The following is a 16,912-nucleotide window of genomic DNA, read 5'->3' as shown; positions in this document are numbered from 1 at the left end:
TAGGTCAATTCATTCCATCAAAAAACTAGTTTAGCGAGCTTGAATGTTAGACCTAATGACCATAGTTTCTCCCCAGGTGCGTCAAGTTGTCTCGCTCAGCTTGGAAGATAGCTTACTCAATCGGTTTTTACGGCTAGCTTAGACCATAATTTCTGGCATCAAACTTGCGATAGATAATGGGTATTTTTCCCATGGCAAGCTATATGACATGTAAGACCAAGCGATTTGATAGTGTTAACCAATATTCAGGAGAGTTTAGTGGCGCCTTTGCCGATTTAGGCACCTTTCTACCTTTAGCGCTTGGGCTAATAGCCCTCAACCATTTCTCCCCGCAAGGGATCTTCATGGGCTTTGGTTTGTTTGCACTGTTTACCGCATTTTTCTATCGCCGCCCTATTCCAGTTCAGCCAATGAAGGTTATCACTGCACTAGTCATCGCGCAGGGTCTAACACCAGGTATGCTGCAAGCTAGCGGTATGATGATGGGGATTATCCTACTCGTACTTGCTTATAGCGGTGCGATTAAATGGATGGCAAAACAGCTCTCTCCCGCTATCAGCATTGGTATTCAGCTTGCCATTGGTATTCAATTAATCTGGATGGGCGGACAGATGATGAGCCAAACATGGCTTATTGGACTCATCGCCTTTGGCTTGCTGTTTGGCAGCAAGTTTCTACCACTGCGATATTTAGCTATGCCTTTAGTGATTACCCTAGGCATTGTGTGGCAGGTTAACAGTGGTACAGCCCCGAGCTTTAACCTATCGAGTTATAGCGCTTGGCAGTTTAGCTGGCCAAGTATTGATGAGTGGAGTTCTGCTGCGGGTTTACTGGTGCTACCTCAGCTAGCACTCACGCTAACCAATGCCGTTATTGCCACCTCAGCAATGGCCAAGGATAAATTCCCGCAAGATACGAAAGAAAAGTTTGCACCAGAGCGCTTCGCCACCAGCTCTGGCTGGGCAAATCTATTGCTCGCGCCTTTTGGTGCTACAGCTATGTGTCATGGCGCTGGCGGCCTTGCAGTGCAGCATCACTTTGGCGCGCGAACTTGGTTAGCGCCAACTATCTTTGGAACCAGCTGTTTGCTCATTGCGGCATTTTGGGGGCAAGGCATTGCCAGTATATTATCGCTGATCCCACTTGCAGTTTTGGGCAGTTTGCTCGCTATTGCGGGCACTCAACTAGCCTGGTCGAAACGTTTCATCGATGGTAAACCTTTCTGTATTTTTGTGATCCTATCAACTGCAGCTATCTGCCTTATTGTGAATACTGCTGCTGGACTTGCTGTAGGAGTGTTACTAGAGATGGGCCGGCGCCAATGGCACCTTTATTCTGATTTGAAGCACTGAGAATCATGCCACTCATTGTAGAAAGGACGCATAGGCGTCCTTTTTAACCTTTAGCCACACGTTATAGCCGACAACAACGTCTGATTGCTGCCTTAACCTGCAAAAGTAGGGTAATCGATATAACCTTCTGCTCCACCACCAAACAGCGGGCCTTTATCGAAATTGGCCAGTGGCAGTTCATGCTGCAATCGATAAGGCAGATCGGGGTTGGCAATAAAGGAGCGACCAAAGGCAACCAGATCTGCATAACCTCTTTCAATAACAGCACTGGCACGCTCAACATCATAACGTCCAGCAACAATAATGGTGCCACTGAACACCTGTCTTAGCTTGATTCTAAAACTGTCTGGGATCTGTGGTGCATCATCCCAATCCGCTTCAGAAAGATGGATATAAGCAATCCCCTGCTGACCTAGATATTCTGCTGCTAATAAAATCGTATCAACAATCTCAGGGCAAGCCATATCTTTAAAGGTCACAAACGGTGCGAGTCTCACACCGATTTTATCAGAGCCTATTTTGCGACTGACTGCGGTGACAATATCAACTAAAAACTGAATCCGTTTTAGTGGCGAACCACCGTATTCATCTGTTCTATGGTTGGAGTTGGTACGTAAATACTGGTCCACCAAGTAACCATTTCCACCGTGGATCTCGACGCCATCAAAGCCTGCATCAATCGAATTTTTAGCCGCTTGGGCAAAATCTGCCACCACGCGGTCAATGTCCACTTGCCCCATCTCTCTTGGCGTCGGGCAATCCACCATCTGTCCCTCAGGGTGCGTTTCATCGACCACCCAAACTTGAGTATCTGTGGGCTTAATTGCTGATGGCGCCATAGGTGCAGATCCAGCTTGAAACACCGGGTGTGAGACTCGACCAACATGCCAAAGCTGGTTAAATATTTTTCCACCTGCATTGTGCACTGCCGATGTCACTTTTTGCCAACCCGCTATCTGCTCAGGAGTGTACACGCCTGGGGTAAATGAATAGCCTTGGCTATCATCAGAGATCTGTGTCGCCTCACTAATGATTAAGCCGGTTGAAGCTCTTTGAGCGTAATAAGTGGCCATCATCTCATTAGGGATATTACCCGGTTGGGTGGTTCTTGAACGCGTCATGGGCGCCATTACCATACGATTAGTGAGTGATAATTGTGGTTTTAGATAAGGGGTAAAAAGGCTCATGTTAGCTCCTGGTGTTGGCTAAAAACGTCGAAATTATGCTGACTAGATGTGTCCAAGGTGATCAATTCGAATACCACTTCTCCGGCACGGACAAAAACTTGTATTACATTGCTATCAGGTACCTGCCGAATATTGTGTTTGATGCCACTGCGCCGTAACTTTTGGGTTAACACCTCTAAGCTCATATCGGTATCGAAAGCGACATGACCCATGCTGCACTGGGGCACGTCAGATTCAATAATATGGATTAAGGCTTCATCACCTTGATATAACCATTGTCCCTTGAAGGGAAACCTTGGACGACTACCATCGGTTAACCCCAGCACTTCTGTTAGCAAATGAATAGCATCGCTATTTTTAGTGGTGAGCAAATTAAGATGATTAAATGTGATTGCCACGATCAGATATCTCAAGATTCAAATGATGTTAAACAGTTTAGAACTGTTAACTAATTTTGATAATTAGGCTAATATTAAAATCATTTTCAAAAAATATTTGATATGTATCATCTTAACGATCTTAAGCTAGCCATTCGCGTTGCTGATCTTCATAGCGTTTCAGCTGCCGGACGTGAACTTGCCATGACTCCCGCAGCCGCGAGCGCCGCACTGCAGCGTTTAGAAAAGAAATTAGATTGCGTGCTATTCGCTCGATCCACCCGAAAAATGACACTGACTGAAGAGGGGCAACTTTTTATTGAGTCAGGCCGTAAAGCTATTCAACTGCTTGAGGGAGCTAATAATGCATTAGCTGATAACCGTGGAGAATTAAAAGGGGAGCTGAAGATTTCACTGCCATCTGATCTGGGCCGGAATATTGTGCGTGAATGGCTCGATGAATTTTGTAATTTGGCACCGCAGTTAAAAATTACTCTACTATTTGCTGATCAAATGACAGATCTTATTGGCCAGAATGTTCATCTGGCATTGCGTTATGGTCACTTAGAGGACTCCAACTTAATGCGTCGTCAACTGGCGATGATGCCAAGAGTCGCGGTTGCTTCTGCTGAGTATTTGAAAACACATGGCCAGCCAACTCATCCAAGAGAGTTGCCGCAACACCAAGTACTGGTACTCAATAGAGGGGTTGAACCGTGGCAAAAATGGCGCTTTAGTCATAAGAGTAAACAGTATGAAGTTGCGGTTACTGCCGATAAAAGTTGTAACGATGGCGCAGTAATAAAAGACTGGGCCCTAGCAGGCCAAGGAATTGCTTATAAAAGCTGGTTTGATGTCGCCAAAGAGGTCCATCAAGGCGAACTGGTGGTGCTGTTTGCCGATCAACTCGCGGAACCGATCCCACTGCAACTGGTGTATCTACAATCAGATTACCCTAGCCATAAAGTCCGCAGTGCTATTGATTTTCTCAAACAAAAATCACAAAGTTATCTAGCGCAGTACCCTTGCCCTAACTAAGCACACTTAATCAAAGACTATCTTTTTAAGATGTCACGCCGAAACAAGGTCACTGCCGCAGAAAAGATAGCTGAAAACAGACAAAGCCATGCTACTGGGATTAATCCAAATGGTTCGTTCAACAAGCCATTGCTATCAATTGATATACCAATAACTTGATAGCTAATCGATGCCAGTAGCGCTAAAACTAACAACACGATTGATAGCCAAAACTGTTGTAACAGCTTCATGGTTATTCCTTATGTTCATGATCTAACACGGTCACTTTCTCACCTTGTTCAGCCAGATAAAAAACCACAATTTTAGCGGGTTCGTTACTGATATTTTGTCCGGTATGAGAGGTATTGACCAGTTCAATAAGTGTATCTCCCGCTTTGAGATGTAACTTTTTGCCTTCGCGAGTTTGTACTACTAGCTCGCCGCTTAACAAAATCCCGGCATTTATAACTGGGTGTTGATGCCAAGGTAGCTTTTCACCCGGCGCAATGATGATCTCTTTAATTGTGACTTCCGGCTGAGCTAACGCATAAGCGGGCAGCTCATTGCCATTCCATGATTGAGTCGATTTAATCAGATATTTCGAGGTTGCCGCATTGCCAGAGCTCGCTACAAACATTAAAGCCAATAATACCGATTTCAACATGCTAAATATTCCCTTTAATTTATATCCATAAACGCCTTCTTGAACTCAAAAGCGATGCACTAAAAGAACAGTCTGAAACAATATGACTATTTAGAGAGCTTACCTTGTCGCTCTGCGCATTAACTAGCATACCTAGATCCACTATGGGAGCAACTCAACTCTAATCCAAATTAATTCAATTTAATCACCAACAAAACAACTTTTGTACGAAGCAACACATGGCGAGTGTCCGTTATACAACTGCTTTAACAGCTTACCTGCGACATGGTGTCGCAGATTACTGATTTAGCTTTGTCAGGTATAAACCATCCTGACACCATCTGCAGCACACAAAACAAAATAACAACATTATTATGAAGTTGCATTTATCTTTCGTTTCACTTTCCATTATTACTGCGCTATTTCCGTTACACTCGTTCGCCGATGATACCGGCTTTGAAGTCATTGAAGTCACCGGACAGCACCAAGGTAGCTACAGTGCGGTAACCCCTGAGGCCGCTACACCTCAAACAGATATCAGTGGCTTGCTTAACAATCTCCCAGGTGCGTCAGTCAATGGCAACGGACCTCTTACAGGCATCGCCCAGTATCGTGGTTTATACGGCGATAGAGTCAACACCAAAGTGAATGGCATGACCCTATCAAGTGCGGGTCCAAATGCCATGGATACTCCGCTAAGTTACGCCAGCTTAATACTCACCGAACGGCTAGAGATGACACGCGGAATTGCCCCTGTCTCCGCCGGAACTAACACCCTTGGTGGTAGCGTACAGGTAATTGAATCCCAAGCGAGTTTTGAGGAAATCAGCGGCAAAGTAGCAGCTCAATACCAAGACAATGGCCAGCGAAGCCATATCGGTGCTAAAGGCAATTTTGCCAATGAACAACACGCAGTCTTAGTGTATGCCGATCTGCTCAACGGCAATGAGAATGTAACCACTGGTGGCGACCAAACTATCTCACCCACCGCTTATGATAAGAATATGTTTGGTGGTCAATATCGTTACCACCTCGGTGACGCTAGCAGCAATGACTCCATCGCCATCGGTTATCAGCATTTAGAAACCACTGATGCTGGCACTCCTGCACTGCCAATGGATATCGACTTTATTAAAACAGATAGAGTCAAGTTTGAGGGCAACCATGACATCAATGATTGGGAGCTGAATTGGCACCTGGCATATAGCGATGCCAGACATGGAATGGATAACTTTAGCGAGCGCATGAAAATGCCAACCATGAATGCCCGCTATAACAACGCAGAAAGCCAGAGCTACGATGCTACATTAACATTTGCCAAAAATAGTTGGCTGTTTGGCTTAGATAGTCAATTGAGTGAACATAACTCAGTGATTAGCGATCCAACAAAACCTATGTTCGAAGTTGATAATTTCAACGCCGTGATCGATAACACTTATAGTGCTTTTGCCCAATGGCAGCAAGATATTAACCAATGGCAATGGGAGTTAGGCGCTCGAGTTAAGCATTATCAAACCGATGCTGATGAAGTAAATCATTCCATGGCAGGCTCTATGCCAGCAATAAAAGTATTAATGGATAGATATAACAATGCCGACAGATCGCAGTCACAAACAGGACTCGATCTGGTCATAAATGGCCGTTATGCACAAACCGAGCAATTGAGCTGGATTGTAGGACTGGCGAGAAAGCAAGATAGCGCTAGTTATCAGCAGCGTTATTTATGGGTGCCGATGCAGTCTACAGGCGGTTTGGCGGATGGGCGCACCTATGTAGGTCAAATGGATCTTGATCTAGAAACAGCCTATCAAATTGAGCTTGGTAGTGAGTTTCAAACTGAAAGTTTTAGCGTTAACCCACGCATCTTTTTTCAACGTATTGATGATTATATTCAAGGTGTTGCAGCGACCGATCCCGCTGTGATTATGGCGGCGCAAATGATGGGTAACGACAACCCGATGCAATTTGCTAATGTCGATGCACAGCTCTACGGTATGGACCTCACGGCCAGTTATCAGATCAGTTCTAACTGGCTGGTCGATATGAATGCCAGCTATGTCAAAGGTGAGCGCAGAGATATAGACGACAACCTTTATAGAGTAAGCCCACCAAAAGTAAATGTTGGTATTAACTATCAGCTGAATAACTGGACAGCCCGCATAGAGACGTTAGCCGTCTCGGCTCAAAACGATGTCTCTGAATCTCAATTAGAGCAAATTTCTGCTGGCTATGCTTTGATCAACATCGCTGTAGGCTTTGATGCCGATAGCTGGTTAATAAAAGCGGGCGTGGATAATCTATTTGATACCGAATATGCAGATCATTTAGCCGCTTACAACCGCGTTATGGGGGGCGATCTCACACCAGGACAACGCATGCCAGGTGCTGGCCTCAATGCTTGGCTTACTGGAGAGTATCGCTTTTAAAGTCAAACAGAGTTATTAACAGGGAGCACTCCACTGCGCCCATCTTTGCCCCGAGCTGACTCCTCTGTCTCGGGGACTTTTTTAATCCATTACTTTCCGCTTTCTTTGCAGCATATCTTTATCTGCGATATCCAGAAGTTCGCTAATTGACGCTGAGGGGTTAGCGGCCGTAATACCTACCGAAACAGTAAACGCCGGTAACCTTTCAAGCTGATGATGGGAACAAAAAGCCGCAGCAATCCGATGTTTTACGCTGGCAATTTCCTCTTCTTCATCATACATAACCAAGGCGACAAACTCATCACCACCAATACGTCCTATCACATCCGACTGCCGTACAGACTGAGTTAAAACCATACCAATTAGGGTGATCACATCATCACCAACACCATGACCATGCTCATCATTTATCGCTTTAAAGTTATCAACATCTAAATATAAAAGCCCAAGTTGGCTCTTCGTTCTTTGAGCTAGTTTAATACGTTGTTCAGCAAGAATATTAAAACCACGACGATTGTTTACCCCTGAAAGAGGATCGGTAATCGCCAATTTCTGCATTTCGGCGTAAGCACCGATTAGCGACAGATCAGACTCTAGAATATCTCTAAGATGACGAATAAGTTCAAGGTAGGCTGTTTGGTAATCGGTCTCTTTATAATCCATGACGCAGAAGGTACCAAATGGCTCACCACTAGGCCAAAATACTGGTACCCCGAGGTAAGATCTAAAACCGTCATTGTGTACTTCGGGGTTACTATCCCAACAACTATCTAACAGTGCATTGCTCACATATAGTTGCTGACGTGTTTCGACGATACGACGACAAAAAATATTAACTTCGGGTTCAATGATAATGCCTGCTGGATAGGGATTAGACTCTTGCTCACTGGCGATAGTGACCTGAAAACCTTTTTGGGTGTATTGCACTAAAAAACTGGCTGGGGCATCAAAAAGCTTGGCAAGTAGATTGACCGTTTTTTGCCATTTGTCGGTTGAGATAAGCTCGTTCGGATCTTCAAGTAAAAAGGAATCAGTATTGAAAACTGCATTTTTGGTCATAGACTACTCCGTATCAAGATGAGCCATCGTTATTATTATTAACTTTCACCTCGTGTCAGCATAGCTTACCCAGCAACAGATTGATCCAATATAATTAAAGTTTGCAGTTCAAAAAACCACAGGTGTGACCAGACAATTCAATCGCAGCATTAACAATTTGCAATGACGACTCAACAAATTACTTCGCGACAACTGCTTACTCGCCAATATGACTTACCGATGATCCACCACTGGTTTTTTCAGTAGCTTACGCTGCAAGGTACGCCTATGCATACCTAACTGCCGAGCGGTCGCAGAAACATTGCCATTATTAGCTGTTAACACTTGCTGAATATGTTCCCACTCAACCCTTTTAGCTGACAATGGCTGCTCCTGCAAAGCCTCGACTACGGTATCTGCTGGAGTCACAGAGAGTGCATTCAGTAAAGTTTGAGTATCGACAGGTTTTGCCAAATAATTGTCCGCACCAAGGCGAATAGCTTCAACTGCAGTGGCAATGCTGGCATAACCCGTTAATAGCACCATAATGACATTGGGCAGCAATTGCCGTAATGGAGAGATGAGTTTAAGACCATTTTCTTGCTCCAACTTCATGTCGAGTAGTACATGAGTCGGTTTAAATTGACGTGCCAACAACAAACCTTGACTGGCATCATGGCACTGCTGGCACTCAAATCCCTGCTTGCTCATACGCCTGGTTAATATTGCTGCCAATGCAACATCATCTTCAATAATGAGTAATCGGTTCATGCCGTTGCCTCTGCGCTTTTCTGCATTGGAAAACTCACTTCAGCAACGGTGCCACCTTCAGGAAGCCCTGCCAGTAATAGTCTCCCTCCTAAGCGCTCAAAACTGGCATGACTTAACAGCAATGCCATCCCCATACCTTGTTCGCTTTCAATTAACTCTTGTCCGAGCTGGGCATGCATTTTCTTAGGAATACCGACGCCATGGTCTTTCACTAAAATGCACAGTCGCTGGCTTTGATTTGCGACTAACACGGACACACTCACTCGCTCCTCTCCGATTTCAGCCAAACTTGCGCTTGCCGCATTTTCCACTAGTGACATCAATGCAGGCAACAAGCTCGCATCGGTAACAATGCCCATATGAGAATCAGCGTTAGATTCATCCATTAGCGTTAACTCTAACTTCACTTTCGGCATCAGTAGCAGCACTTGCTGTTTTAAGGTATTGAGTAATTGATTGGCGCTGAGCACTGTTTGTTTTTGTTCTCGAATAGACTCAGTTGTTGCACGCAGTGAATGCAAAGTCTGCTCACAACGAAGCAGTGCACTGTCCATTTCGGACAAAATGGGTTTAAGGTTACTATCTTGCGCAGGAGCCTCCTCTACAACCTCATCAACCAGCAAGCGCAGGCTCGACAGTGGAGTTGCTAGCTGGTGTGCCATTTGAGCTGAAGCGGTGCCAAGAGCGAGCAGTTTCTCCTGCCGCAACTGTGCTTCTCGCATAAAGCTTAACTCGACATCTTGCTTGCGCATCCGCTGCGCAATATACGCAACACTGGTCGTTAGCACTAAAGAGGAGATAAGAAAGTTAAACCACATACCTAAATAATGAGAGCTCATGTCCATACCATGATGCTTCATCTGGCTCTCTGGCACCGAGAAGATCATCAAGCTATAGACGACTGTCGACAGTAATGTCAGTGACCATGGAGCCCACTTAGGCAGCGTTATCGCAGCGATTGCAATGGGTAATAACAGTAAAGAGATAAATGCGTTAGTCGCACCGCCGGTAAAATAGAGCCAAGAGATCCAAAAAATAGTGTCTAGCAGTAACACAATAAATAACCCTGACTCGGTACGGGCAATGGGCTCACGTAACCTAAACGTGAATGCCAGATACATAGCTTCTAGGCACATGCCCCAATACAAAACAGGACTGCTTAACGAAAGGCCAAAGGTTTCTGCAGCAAAAAACGTCAGTCCCAGCTTTAATAACAATCCAGCAATACGCAGCAAGGCTAACTGATCCGTGGCACCGAAATTACTATGAAATAAGCTACTGAAAGGATTCTTTAATTTTGAATTTATCATTAATCACTGTTCTTTTATTTTTTGAGTAGAGCCATTACTGCTGGTGACTGCTGCAGCGCTTTTTCAATTCCAGAATTAAACATTACGTTGCTTTGAATAGATAAACTGGCAAGTCTCTCACAACTTAAGCTGCAATCATGGGGGCGTTTTGCACTATCTGTGGGGCAGGTCACGGGTTTGAGGTGCTCGGTACTTAGACCAAACAAATCGCCCATGGCTAACAACATCTGATACTTACTCATGGTGCCACTAGCACTAAAATGATAGTGACCAGATAAGCATTCACCGGTTATTTGTAAGTGAATCATTTTCGCTATCGCGCAAGCGATGTCTGCAGTAGAGGTCGGACTGCGCACAGCCCAATCATCAACAAGCTGCTCATTTTTATCAAGCAGCTGCTTGAGCAATATCATCACTGCAGATTCTGGCAGCGTTTCTACAGCGCCATAAAGAATAGGCAAACGCAAAATAGCAAAGCCTTGCTTAGCCTCTGTGACTATCATTTCGCCTTGCCGCTTAGAGTCACCATAAAAATTCACCGGATTAGTCTCTGAATGTTCATGGTATGGCGGTGATGTACCGTCAAAAACATAATCGGTTGAAATGTATAATAGCCAAGCACCGGACTGACTAGCAGCCAGGGTAAGCGAGCGCGTAGCATCAGCATTGAGCGCCAATGCGGCGGCAGGATTTTGCTCAGAAACATCAGGACGACGCTCCGCAGCGCAGTGAATAACCACATCAGGTTGATGAGTTTCAATAAATGCTGTGACTTGCGAAGAATGGGTCAGATCTAATCTATGTATGCCTTGCACTGCACGTCTGTAACCACAGGCCAAGACTTCAAAATCAGCTTGAGCTTCGAGCTCAGCCACCACTGCACGCCCTAATAAACCTGTTGCTCCGGTTACCATCACCTTAACCATGTGTCACTCCTTGAATTAACGCTTGGTTAGCTTAAGGGCTTTTCTTCATCTAAGCACTGGTTTATTGTGGCTATTAATTACTTTTCACTAAAGAACTCTTTAATGTCGCTTGAAAACGCATTGCCACTCATTATTGCAGGCCCCAGTTTGCGCCACTGCGATCAGCAACATTTTACCTTGTGGTTCGTTAGCCGTGAACGGTTATCACAGCTGCATTTGGCGATAATCAACGCCGGTTTTGAGCGAAAGCTTAGCAGTGATGAGGTTCACGTAATAAAACTGGGGCAAGGGGCGTATCAATATCTAATCCGCGTTTCACAGCCAGAACTACTACCCAACGACACTGTATTAAGCTATCAACTTGGTAGTGCGCAATATACTGATCTGTTTGCTGATGTTGATGAACTGACTTATGCCGATAAAAGTGAGATAGAGTTCATTATTAAGCCGCAAGTCGACAATCTACTTCACGGCTCATGTCGCAACCCGCATCATCATAGCGGTGATGCACTAGTTGCTGCTGATACACAGCTGGCTCAATTAGACACTCCACAACAACGACCTGCGTTACTGATGCTAAGTGGCGATCAAGTCTATGTCGATGATATAGCGGGACCGATGCTCTACGCCATAGGGCAAGTCATCACTCTGTTAGGTTTAAATCAAGAGCAGTTTAGCGACTGCAGCCTAGCCAGTAGTGAGCAGATAAGTTACCAGCCTGCTGCTATGTATCAACGCCATCTAAATCTATTGCCCAAAACTCAATACAAGGCAAAAACAGCCATCAAGCGTTGGTATATTAATCATCCTATATTTACCTCGTCCATCGCTGAAAACCATTTAGTTAGCCTCAATGAACTCATCGCACTTTATCTACTCAGTTGGTCGCCAGAGCTATGGGATCTCATTGATATCCCTAAAGAGGTGAGCGGCCTTAGCAAAGCTAACACTCAGCGCTGGCAGCGAGAATGGACTCATCTGCTCGAATTCAAAAGTGGCTTACAACAAGTCAGGCGTTTATTTGCCCACCTGCCGACCTATATGATTTTCGACGATCATGATGTCACTGATGATTGGAATCTCACAGCCAGATGGGAGATGGCAGCTTATAACCACCCTTTATCTAAACGGATCATAGGCAATGCACTTGTCGCCTATACCCTGTTTCAAGGACTAGGCAATGCGCCAACGAAATTTGATGCTGATGTGCGCCCGCTGTTAGATGCGTTTTTTAACGAGCGAGAAACCTCAACTCAAGAGGGTTCTGCAGAAAAGAGTGCCGCTCAAGATCAACTTATCGACGAATTACTCCGTTTTGAAGACTGGCACTACAGCTTACAAACCAGCCCAAAAATAATTGTGCTCGACACCCGTACCCGCCGCTGGCGCAGTGAGTCCAACCTTGGCAAACCATCAGGCCTAATGGATTGGGAAGCATTGATGGAATTTCAGGCGGAGCTTGTTAATCAACCCAATGTGATAATAGTATCTCCAGCACCGATGTATGGGGTAAAACTGATTGAAACAGTGCAGAGAATGGCGACCTTTTGCGGCGCTTCATTACTGGTTGATGCCGAAAACTGGATGGCGCACCCTGGTACGGCCAATACACTGTTAAGTATTTTTCAGCACCGTAAAACACCAGAGCAATTCGTCATTCTTTCTGGCGATGTGCACTACTCATTCAGCTACGATATTAGTATCCGTTTTAGAGATGCTGGCCCTGCGATATATCAGATCACCTGTAGTGGTATTAAAAACCAGTTCCCAGAAAAATTACTGCCCTACTTCGACAAATTTAATGGCTGGTTATATGGTCATTTCTCACCGCTAAACTTCTTCACTAAGCGCAAACGTATGTCGATCCGTGGCCGTCGTCCTAACGGCGCCCGTAGCCAACGCTTAATGAATAAGAGTGGCATTGGTCAAGTTGAATTGGCCGCTAATGGCGCCCCGACTAAGATTGCGGTGCTGCACGCAGACATGAGTGAAACCGAGTTTTTGCCGCCTAGGCGCAGCTAATCCTACAACAAAAAACCATCACAACTGATATCAATGTGCTCAGCAGTTAGTGGGTCGGTAAATGCTAGTCTTTTGGCCATCAGCTTTAATGGATTGTCAAAATCATCGGCGGCTTTATCAAGCAGCTCCGGATAAAGCCTATCATTTAAGATGGGCATACCTAAGCTCATCATATGTACACGCAGTTGATGCGTTCGCCCGGTTACAGGGGTCAGTTCAAATAGCCCGAACTCCCCTTTAACCTGCAGCAACGTAATTTCAGAATGGCTATTAGGCTCACCTATGCCGATTTTCATCATAAAGCTGGGGTCAGCTTTCACAAGTCGATTTTTCACTGTCCAACTCATTGGCAGTACTAAAGTATCCGCCGCTATTTTTGCCATTAGCTCATCAGAAAGCTTAGCAATAGCTTGATAAGTTTTAGTGATATTGCCGGTTTTGAATAGTTGATGATAATCATGCCGCGTATCAGCTTTAAGCGATAGCAACATCAGCCCTGCGGTGGCGCGGTCGAGTCGATGGCTGGCCACGATCTGCTCATTTGCTGTTTTGATCCTCAGCCGATTGACTAAACACTCGTTGACAAAATTACCACTGGGATTAACTGCGAGAAAATGTGGTTTAAAAGCGATAATGATCTGTTCATTTTGCAGTAATACCTTCTCCTCGAAAGGGATCAAGGACTCTTGCTGCACTTCACGGTAATAATAGACTCGGGCACGGGGAACAAACTCACTCTCTAAAGTAATTAACTCACCATCGCGCCAATGGACTTTGCCGTTTTCGATACGATCAATCCAAGTCGTTTCTGCAATCGCTTTAAAGTGGCTCACGAGAAAGCTCAACACTGTTGGTTTATCGGTAACAGTTTCAGGCAACACAATATAGGAAGCTTGGGCGGCGCGGACAGATTGGCTCATAGGATTTGTTACAGTAACCTAAACAGAGCGCTATTCTAGCAAAAACTAGCTTATAGCACTCGCATGAGACTTAATAAGTTCCAGCACAAAATTCATGGTTTTATGGCAATTAGGCTGATTCATGAGTCGTAGCTTGTCTTTATTGTATAAAGGTAGCACCTCCAACCAACGCTGACTGACCCAGGTTGCATCCTCTAGGTGTATGTCATTTTCATATAAACCAAATAGGTCGGGGTTTACCTCATAAAATTGCTCTAACGCTGCACTTATCAACTCAAACTCACCGATAATGGGTTCTTGTTGCCAGTTATTACACGCTAAAGTCCTGCTAATCCACACACCATCACGACGTTGCGCAGCCGACAAGATTTTCACCCGCTGCTTTCCCTCTAATACAATCCCAAGAGAATCGTCATCCAACTGGTTAAAATCAATAATTTCACACTGAGTTGCCATCTCATAGCAGGGAGGCTGACTGTTAGCTTTACTGACGCCAAAAACCAGTGGGTAGTGCAGCTTGAGCACTTCAGCTATTATGCTCAAATAGGCAGGATCGACCACACGGATCTCTACCCTGCCTTCAGGTAACAGTAAAGTATCGTGCGTTAATAACGCCATCTCTTCTGTCCGCATAATAACCTCCAAAATAGGTAGGTCAGACCATCTTTTTGACGATCGTCAATAAAGCTAAAGTGTAGCAGCTGGTTAAATTTCAGCCACAAGGCTTTTTAACAACCCTGCTCACTTATTAGACAGGTATTATCGAAGATTTATTACAATTTGGCGCAGAAATCTAGAGTAATTCTATGTGCTCAGCTATAGATTGCTTAGCGATAACATCAGCTAAATTATCCGCTAGCACCTGGCTCATTACAGCTGCTTTACGCCAATATTTAATTCTAGAGTCGCTATCAAAATGAGAGAAATCATTTCGATCAGGCAGTTTTGCGTAGGGTAAACTTGCTAAGTAAGCATCTGTTGGTGCCAAGATTAGCGCATTATCATAATTATGCTTTGCATCTCGACGACGTAGCGACTTATCGAACCAGCCTGGTGACATCCTGGGGAAAAAGTGAGGGTAAAGCGTCAGCCCTTTCGGCTTATTAAGCGGCAGGTCAAAATGATAGTCAGTAATGCCACCATCATAGTAATGACCGTTAGGCGCTCCTTTAATCTCTGTCACGGGAGCTAACACCCAAGGGATAGATCCTGTTGCTAACAAGACTTGCTGAATGTTGTCTTTAGACAATCCACAAAATTGGCTAGGTAGATCGCTAAGGTTAGCAAAAGGAGATTGTGACGGCTCAACCCCAAATACGTAGCGCTCAAAATGCCAAGCTAACGTTTTACGACTGACAAAGTTAGTCGCCGCAGCGGTCGCAAGCCCCGCTGCAAGTGAGGCTTTATTCGCAACACGGTTTAAATGACGACCGCGACAGGCAATATAATGACTATTAACAAAAGGATTTGAGACTATTTCACTGGCGCCTTGGCTACCTAAGAGCCCAGCAAGGATCCCTTTAACTTGCTCAGATACCTCAACTGCAGTGGGTTTAGTGTCATAACGTTGCCCGATATACAGCTCTTCTAGCCGTTGGTAGGCTGCCAGCGGATTATTCTGAGCCAAACACGCTAACCGCCAAGCACCAGATGAAGCCCCTAAAGTATGTAAAGGTTGGCGATGTGACTTAAAAAACTCACCAAAAAGATACTTATCTAATCCGGCAATCCCAATCCATTTAGGACCACCGGATGCAGCTAATAGTTGGCTAAATAACTCAGGTTTTAAGCCATTTTCACTCAATGTTTTAAAGGCCTTTGGACCCGCAATAAATCGTAGAGAAGACACACTCACCTCAATAAACAATAATTAACTTTTGTTTTACATAATCAGTACCGTAAACTTGATGCTTAATGGAAGCAACAAGGAAGTGTTATGGAAAATGCGACGGTGATTAAACCCTTTCAAAAAGCAGGCTTTGTGCTTATTGCTATCGTCATCGCTTTTATGGCGATTTATTTACGCAATGACAATGATATTTGGGATTACTTCATACTAGTTAACCTAGTTCTCTCCACTTTCTGGCTCATTCATCTGCTATGGACTCAACGGATTATTTTTGCCACCGCTGAAGTCACTTTTATCAAAATGATGGTTAAATCTGAGACCTCAATACCACAAACATTAACGCTAAATTATCAAGATATCGATTCAGTGCGCTTACTCGGCGATCATCTATTTATCCATTCAAGCAGTGGCAAGATCAACTTCCCACTCAAACCTAAGTCCTCAATGGCTGCCAAGCTCAAACAGGCTTTTGAATCTAAAGGCATCGAGTTTGAAGTGAACTCCTGTATCGCCTAGCGGCCATTAGCGCTAAACTTCCCTGTATTGAAGTCTTAAACTCAGTTAGATAGCTGAGTTAAGCGACCCTATTAACGAGAAGATTATGATTGTAGATACCTTAGCTAACCGCGATTTGTACAGCCACATTAGTCCACGTATAGCAAAGGCACTAGCGCACCTTGCTGAAACAGATTTTAGCCAACTTGAAGTTGGCAGTTATGAACTAGATGGCAAAAACCTATTTGTTATCGTCAATGATTACCAAACTAAACCTAGAGAAATTGAGCCTTTCGAAGTACACCAGCAATACATTGATGTGCAATATGTTGTTAGTGGAGAGGAGGAGTTTGGCTACCTGCCGCTAGCTGACCAAACGCCATCAAAGCCTTATTTTGCCAAGCATGATTATGCTGAATATGACTATCTACCCAATAAAGAAGCTGCTGCATTTATCCCTCTAAAAGCAGGTATGTTTGCACTGTTCTTCCCACAAGATATGCATATGCCCGGCACCAGCGCTACGCCTCAACAGGTTCGTAAAGTGGTTATTAAAGTTAAAATTTAACGCGAATAAAT

17 protein-coding genes are annotated in these 16,912 nt (G+C 44.6%); 6 read left to right on the top strand and 11 right to left on the bottom strand.

Going from position 1 to position 16,912, the window contains the following annotated elements; genetic code table 11:
* The first annotated feature begins 203 nt into the window (after nt 1–203).
* Nucleotides 204–1,352 (top strand): putative sulfate/molybdate transporter, encoded by a 1,149-nt coding sequence (locus tag L2730_RS09785; RefSeq protein ID WP_248974417.1) that lies wholly within the window; start codon nt 204–206, stop codon nt 1,350–1,352.
* A 92-nt stretch (nt 1,353–1,444) separates the two neighbouring features.
* Here the strand turns inward: L2730_RS09785 and L2730_RS09780 are convergent, their stop codons facing one another.
* Together L2730_RS09780 and L2730_RS09775 are read right to left on the bottom strand one after the other, a co-directional pair.
* Nucleotides 1,445–2,539 carry an alkene reductase gene (locus tag L2730_RS09780; RefSeq protein WP_248974416.1) on the bottom strand — a complete coding sequence of 365 codons (1,095 nt, stop codon included), beginning with the start codon at nt 2,537–2,539 and terminating at the stop codon, nt 1,445–1,447.
* Nucleotides 2,536–2,937 (bottom strand): VOC family protein, encoded by a 402-nt coding sequence (locus L2730_RS09775; RefSeq protein ID WP_248974415.1) that lies wholly within the window; start codon nt 2,935–2,937, stop codon nt 2,536–2,538. Before L2730_RS09775 ends, L2730_RS09780 begins: the two co-directional genes overlap by 4 nt.
* Nucleotides 2,938–3,039: 102 nt before the next feature.
* Between L2730_RS09775 and L2730_RS09770 the strand changes: the two genes are divergently transcribed.
* Nucleotides 3,040–3,954, top strand: coding sequence for a LysR family transcriptional regulator (locus L2730_RS09770; RefSeq protein ID WP_248974414.1), 915 nt, complete (start codon nt 3,040–3,042; stop codon nt 3,952–3,954).
* A 17-nt stretch (nt 3,955–3,971) separates the two neighbouring features.
* On the opposite strand, the gene L2730_RS09765 is transcribed toward L2730_RS09770, so the two are convergent.
* A complete protein-coding gene (locus tag L2730_RS09765) occupies nt 3,972–4,184 on the bottom strand; it encodes a DUF3955 domain-containing protein (RefSeq protein WP_248974413.1) in 213 nt (70 codons plus the stop codon).
* A 2-nt stretch (nt 4,185–4,186) separates the two neighbouring features.
* A complete protein-coding gene (locus L2730_RS09760) occupies nt 4,187–4,597 on the bottom strand; it encodes a cupin domain-containing protein (protein ID WP_248974412.1) in 411 nt (136 codons plus the stop codon).
* 353 nt (nt 4,598–4,950) lie between these two features.
* Here L2730_RS09760 and L2730_RS09755 point away from each other — a divergent pair, with 353 nt between their 5' ends.
* A complete protein-coding gene (locus tag L2730_RS09755) occupies nt 4,951–7,002 on the top strand; it encodes a TonB-dependent receptor (RefSeq protein WP_248974411.1) in 2,052 nt (683 codons plus the stop codon).
* An 81-nt stretch (nt 7,003–7,083) separates the two neighbouring features.
* On the opposite strand, the gene L2730_RS09750 is transcribed toward L2730_RS09755, so the two are convergent.
* The 4 genes from L2730_RS09750 to L2730_RS09735 all read right to left on the bottom strand — a co-directional run bounded on the left by L2730_RS09750 (nt 7,084) and on the right by L2730_RS09735 (nt 11,047).
* A complete protein-coding gene (locus tag L2730_RS09750; protein WP_248974410.1) occupies nt 7,084–8,061 on the bottom strand; it encodes a sensor domain-containing diguanylate cyclase in 978 nt (325 codons plus the stop codon).
* A gap of 213 nt (nt 8,062–8,274) precedes the next feature.
* Complete coding sequence (locus tag L2730_RS09745; protein WP_248974409.1) at nt 8,275–8,811, bottom strand: response regulator transcription factor; 537 nt, start codon at nt 8,809–8,811, stop codon at nt 8,275–8,277.
* A complete protein-coding gene (locus L2730_RS09740; protein ID WP_248974408.1) occupies nt 8,808–10,121 on the bottom strand; it encodes a sensor histidine kinase in 1,314 nt (437 codons plus the stop codon). The genes L2730_RS09745 and L2730_RS09740 overlap by 4 nt, the downstream gene beginning before the upstream one ends.
* Nucleotides 10,122–10,135: 14 nt before the next feature.
* The gene (locus L2730_RS09735) at nt 10,136–11,047 is read right to left on the bottom strand and encodes a dTDP-4-dehydrorhamnose reductase family protein (protein WP_248974407.1); all 912 of its coding nucleotides are present in this window, start codon (nt 11,045–11,047) and stop codon (nt 10,136–10,138) included.
* 102 nt (nt 11,048–11,149) lie between these two features.
* On the opposite strand from L2730_RS09735, the gene L2730_RS09730 reads away from it, so the two are divergent.
* Nucleotides 11,150–13,069: an alkaline phosphatase D family protein gene (locus L2730_RS09730; protein ID WP_248974406.1), complete on the top strand. Its 1,920-nt coding sequence runs from the start codon at nt 11,150–11,152 to the stop codon at nt 13,067–13,069.
* Nucleotides 13,070–13,071: 2 nt separating this feature from the next.
* Here L2730_RS09730 and L2730_RS09725 read toward each other — a convergent pair whose 3' ends face one another.
* The 3 genes from L2730_RS09725 to L2730_RS09715 form a co-directional block, all read right to left on the bottom strand.
* Nucleotides 13,072–13,989: a pseudouridine synthase gene (locus tag L2730_RS09725; RefSeq protein WP_248974405.1), complete on the bottom strand. Its 918-nt coding sequence runs from the start codon at nt 13,987–13,989 to the stop codon at nt 13,072–13,074.
* A 45-nt stretch (nt 13,990–14,034) separates the two neighbouring features.
* A complete protein-coding gene (locus L2730_RS09720) occupies nt 14,035–14,622 on the bottom strand; it encodes an LON peptidase substrate-binding domain-containing protein (protein WP_248974404.1) in 588 nt (195 codons plus the stop codon).
* 160 nt (nt 14,623–14,782) lie between these two features.
* Nucleotides 14,783–15,838 (bottom strand): alpha/beta hydrolase, encoded by a 1,056-nt coding sequence (locus tag L2730_RS09715; RefSeq protein ID WP_248974403.1) that lies wholly within the window; start codon nt 15,836–15,838, stop codon nt 14,783–14,785.
* A gap of 87 nt (nt 15,839–15,925) precedes the next feature.
* Here L2730_RS09715 and L2730_RS09710 point away from each other — a divergent pair, with 87 nt between their 5' ends.
* On the top strand, nt 15,926–16,354 hold the full coding sequence (locus L2730_RS09710; protein WP_248974402.1) for a hypothetical protein: 429 nt from the start codon (nt 15,926–15,928) through the stop codon (nt 16,352–16,354).
* 85 nt (nt 16,355–16,439) lie between these two features.
* The gene (locus L2730_RS09705) at nt 16,440–16,901 is read left to right on the top strand and encodes a NanQ anomerase/TabA/YiaL family protein (protein WP_248974401.1); all 462 of its coding nucleotides are present in this window, start codon (nt 16,440–16,442) and stop codon (nt 16,899–16,901) included.
* The last annotated feature ends 11 nt before the right edge of the window (nt 16,902–16,912 follow it).

The organism is Shewanella kaireitica, assembly GCF_023284045.1.
GTDB lineage: Bacteria > Pseudomonadota > Gammaproteobacteria > Enterobacterales > Shewanellaceae > Shewanella > Shewanella kaireitica.
This window is presented reverse-complemented; position numbering and strand designations above follow the sequence as displayed.

Coding starts and splice junctions, on each gene's coding strand:
- L2730_RS09785 (WP_248974417.1), top strand. CDS start 204: ATGACATGTAAGACCAAGCGATTTGATAGTGTTAACCAATATTCAGGA.
- L2730_RS09780 (WP_248974416.1), bottom strand. CDS start 2,539: ATGAGCCTTTTTACCCCTTATCTAAAACCACAATTATCACTCACTAAT.
- L2730_RS09770 (WP_248974414.1), top strand. CDS start 3,040: ATGTATCATCTTAACGATCTTAAGCTAGCCATTCGCGTTGCTGATCTT.
- L2730_RS09765 (WP_248974413.1), bottom strand. CDS start 4,184: ATGAAGCTGTTACAACAGTTTTGGCTATCAATCGTGTTGTTAGTTTTA.
- L2730_RS09760 (WP_248974412.1), bottom strand. CDS start 4,597: ATGTTGAAATCGGTATTATTGGCTTTAATGTTTGTAGCGAGCTCTGGC.
- L2730_RS09755 (WP_248974411.1), top strand. CDS start 4,951: ATGAAGTTGCATTTATCTTTCGTTTCACTTTCCATTATTACTGCGCTA.
- L2730_RS09750 (WP_248974410.1), bottom strand. CDS start 8,061: ATGACCAAAAATGCAGTTTTCAATACTGATTCCTTTTTACTTGAAGAT.
- L2730_RS09745 (WP_248974409.1), bottom strand. CDS start 8,811: ATGAACCGATTACTCATTATTGAAGATGATGTTGCATTGGCAGCAATA.
- L2730_RS09740 (WP_248974408.1), bottom strand. CDS start 10,121: ATGATAAATTCAAAATTAAAGAATCCTTTCAGTAGCTTATTTCATAGT.
- L2730_RS09735 (WP_248974407.1), bottom strand. CDS start 11,047: ATGGTTAAGGTGATGGTAACCGGAGCAACAGGTTTATTAGGGCGTGCA.
- L2730_RS09730 (WP_248974406.1), top strand. CDS start 11,150: ATGTCGCTTGAAAACGCATTGCCACTCATTATTGCAGGCCCCAGTTTG.
- L2730_RS09725 (WP_248974405.1), bottom strand. CDS start 13,989: ATGAGCCAATCTGTCCGCGCCGCCCAAGCTTCCTATATTGTGTTGCCT.
- L2730_RS09720 (WP_248974404.1), bottom strand. CDS start 14,622: ATGCGGACAGAAGAGATGGCGTTATTAACGCACGATACTTTACTGTTA.
- L2730_RS09710 (WP_248974402.1), top strand. CDS start 15,926: ATGGAAAATGCGACGGTGATTAAACCCTTTCAAAAAGCAGGCTTTGTG.
- L2730_RS09705 (WP_248974401.1), top strand. CDS start 16,440: ATGATTGTAGATACCTTAGCTAACCGCGATTTGTACAGCCACATTAGT.